This window comes from Streptomyces sp. adm13(2018) (assembly GCF_008042145.1).
In the GTDB taxonomy this organism is placed as follows: Bacteria; Actinomycetota; Actinomycetes; order Streptomycetales; family Streptomycetaceae; genus Streptomyces.
Genome location: NZ_RDBH01000056.1, coordinates 32558 through 35115, shown reverse-complemented (window position 1 = coordinate 35115; position 2558 = coordinate 32558). Strand labels below are relative to the sequence as shown.

The 2558-nt window shown below is 72.7% G+C and carries 3 protein-coding genes; all 3 read right to left on the bottom strand.

The genetic code is table 11. The features are described 5' to 3' along the window. Positions 1-547 (bottom strand): hypothetical protein (locus tag EAO70_RS04650; RefSeq protein WP_187283722.1); only part of this gene is annotated, 547 nt, incomplete at its 3' end. Positions 548-568: 21 nt separating this feature from the next. Next, complete coding sequence (locus EAO70_RS04645; protein ID WP_187283721.1) at positions 569-2074, bottom strand: ATP-binding protein; 1506 nt, start codon at positions 2072-2074, stop codon at positions 569-571. A gap of 28 nt (positions 2075-2102) precedes the next feature. Next, on the bottom strand, positions 2103-2555 hold the full coding sequence (locus tag EAO70_RS04640; RefSeq protein WP_148001759.1) for a DUF6238 family protein: 453 nt from the start codon (positions 2553-2555) through the stop codon (positions 2103-2105). Positions 2556-2558: the final 3 nt, after the last annotated feature.

Below are 2558 nucleotides of genomic sequence, written 5' to 3'. Positions count from 1 at the left end.
GTCCATCCGCGGCCCGTACGAGGGCCGGGCCGCGGATGGACAGCTCGTCGGCGTAGTGCCAGCCGTCGGAGTTGCGGTTCTCCTCCGCCTCGCTCTCATAGAGCTTCCGCGAGCCGGGGAGCGAGGCGTCCATGAGGGCTATGATCTGATCCCACTCGCGCTGGAGCTGTCCCGCCCGTTCCAGGGTGGCGTCGATCCCGCGCAGCCGGCGGAGGTCCTCGCTAACCGGCCCCTCGACGTAGTCAGCACCACGGGCGGCAGCGCGGACGCCGGCCAGGACCTCGGGACCGTGGGCGAGGAAGACCTCCACGTGTTTCCACGCCTCGGCGTCGCGTTTCACCTTGCCGTCCTCGTATCCCTGCTCGTCGACAGGCCAGCCGTCGCCGTCGCAGAAGGAGTCCGAGACCGCGTCCCAGGCGTCGGACGCCTGCCTGATCCCGGCGGCGGCGGAGGCCAGCGCCGGGATGTGCCTCCGCCACGTCAGGCCGTCGGTGGCCGCCGGCGGCCGATTCTCGGCCAGGCCGGGAGAACTGGGAGAAGCAGACATTGTCGAACCTCCGGGCAGGCCCTATGCCGACATCCGGGCGTCGGTATCGAACAGTTCGCGTTCGGCCGGGTGCAGGATGTGCTGCGTAATGAAGGAACGGCCCGCGACCTTCCACAGGCCCCGGCCCTTGGTCAGGGCGGACACCGCCTGGGTCTCGACGCCGGTCAGGCCGAGCAGGGAAGCGGCGGCGTCGAGCTGGTCGGGCTCCTGGCGGTAGATGATGCGGGTGGAGCAGTCGGCCAGGAGGCCCTCGGCCAGGACCCGGCCGCGCGAGCCGGCGTCGCCCGCCGAGAGCAGGTCGCTCAGCCGGTGGATGACCATCAAATTCGCGATGCCGAGACCACGGGAGAGCTTCCACTGAGACTGCATCCGCTCCAGCAGACCCACGTGCCTCATCAGCCGCCACGCCTCGTCGTAGATCACCCAGCGCCGGCCCCCGTCCGGGTCGGACAGAGCGCTCTCCATCCAGGCGGAGGCGCAGGTCATGGCCAAGACCAAGGCGGTGTCGTCGCCGGAGCCGCCGAGGCGGGAGAGATCGATGGACAGCATTGGCGTGGTCGGATCGAAGGCCACCGTCGAGGGGGCATCGAACATGCCGCTGAGGTCGCCGTGCACCAGTCGGCGCAGCGCGTGCGCGAGGTCCTGGGCGGCGGACCCGAGGTGTCCGGCCTGGTGGCCGAGGACCCGGTCGAGGCGTTCGGGGGAGCCGAGGGCGTGCGCGATCTCGCCGAGCAGCGGCACCGTGCCCTGGGCGGCGGCCTCGGCGACGACCAGGTCGAGGGCGAGGTCGAGGGCGGTGTGTTCCATCGGCAGCAGGTCGCGCTTGAGGACGGTGCGCGCCAGGCCGGCCAGGAGCAGCAGGCGGCGCTTTCGGACCTCGGTCGCCCAGTCGTCCTCGCTGACGGAGGTGGGCCGGGCCGGGGCGTCCAGTGGATTCAGCCGGCCTGGGAGGCCGGGGCCCAGGGCGATGCTGTAGCCGCCGAGGGTCTGTGCGACGCCGGTCCATTCGCCCTTGGGGTCGCAGGGGATGTAGATCCGGTAGCCGTGGGCGATCGACCGGGTGGCGATGGACTTCGCCAGCGCGGACTTGCCCATGCCGATGATCCCGGCGAGGACCGCGTTGGGGTTCGTGAAGCCCTCGATCCGGCCGCTGCTGTACAGCGAGAACGGGTCGAAGCAGAAGGCGGCTTCGGCGTGGACGTCGCGGCCGATGAAGATGCCCTCCGCCCCCAGGCCGCCCTCGGCCACGAAGGGGTAGGCCCCCGAAGCGGTGGCGGTGGTCATCCGGTGGGCGGGCAGGCTGAGCTTGCCGCCCCGGGCCGAGGCCGGACCGGGACGACCGGTCGGCGGGTAGGTCGGCCGCAGCTCCGGGGCGAGGGTTTCCTCGGCGCGGTGCTTGGGCGGTGTTCCGGCGAGGCGCGCCTGGCGGCGGGCCTCGGCGAATCCGGCTCGGGCGGCCCTCTGCTGGGCCCGCGAAGCCTTGCGCGGCACGTACAGGGGAGAGGCGCTGGCGCGGGTACGGGGCATGAACGGTTTCTCCAGACGGGTGATGGGGTCAGCGGCGGACGAGGCCGGTGAACGGCGCGTGCAGGTCGGCCGGGGTCGTGCGGCGGCGGACCAGGTGCGCGGCGCGCTGGTGGCGCTGGCAGATGGTCAGCTCCGGTGCCCCTTCGGGCAGGCCAGCCTGGCACGCCTCGGGTTCGGGCACCTCGCCCGAATCCGGCCGGGGTGCCGCGTGGTAGGCGGCGTGGACGTGGTCGGCGGCCTGCCAGATCCGGGTGCGGGCGGCGCGGAGCTGGTCGCCTTCGATCGGCACGAGCTGACCGGTACGGGCGGCATGGGCGTCGAGCAGCCCGTGGACCGAGACGAGGTGCGCGTGCAGGGTGTCCAGTTCGGCCCGGCTGGTGACGAGCGGGCCGCCGGGGAGGTTGAGCGCGCGGTGGAAGTCGAGCGCGGCGGTGGCGAAGGGCACGAAGTCCTGCGCGGTCGGGCTGGGGGTGCGGGACATGGG

What these genes read in the sequence shown, in the direction of transcription:
- EAO70_RS04645 (WP_187283721.1), bottom strand. Translation starts at nt 2,074, where the DNA reads ATGCCCCGTACCCGCGCCAGCGCCTCTCCCCTGTACGTGCCGCGCAAG.
- EAO70_RS04640 (WP_148001759.1), bottom strand. Translation starts at nt 2,555, where the DNA reads ATGTCCCGCACCCCCAGCCCGACCGCGCAGGACTTCGTGCCCTTCGCC.